The 420-nt window shown below is 70.2% G+C and carries 1 protein-coding gene; it reads right to left on the reverse strand.

Annotated features, from left to right (window positions below; translation table 11 throughout):
* Window positions 1-420 (reverse strand): alpha/beta fold hydrolase (locus AC0AIB_RS31485; protein WP_465098127.1); only part of this gene is annotated, 420 nt, incomplete at both ends.

A 420-nucleotide genomic window follows, 5' to 3' on the forward strand; every position in this document is an offset into this window, starting at 1 on the left:
AACTCCGCCGGCCGCTCCGTCATCAGGAAGTGGCCGCAGTCCGTGAGGACGCGGATGTACGCGTCGGGCAGGTCGGCGGTCAGATCGCGGCCCTCGGCCGGATCCACCGCGATGTCCAGCGCACCGCACACGACGGCGACGGGCACGCGGATCCGCCCGGGCCGGAGCCACGGGGTGCGCAGATAGCTGTCCACGAACCGCAGCCAGCCGTACGGACCGATCCGGTCGCAGACCCGGCGCGCCATGGAGAGCTGGATCTCCGGATCCAGCCGGCCGCCGGAGTGGACCCGGATTCCCTCCTCCATGATCCGCTCGAACTCCGCCGGATAGCGGGTCATGGAGTCCCAGTCGAACTCCTCGGCCGTACGCCGGTAGAACGGCGAGACGAGCACCAGGCCCTCGATGCCGTACCGCTCGAAC

This window comes from Micromonospora sp. DSM 43699, assembly GCF_055517075.1.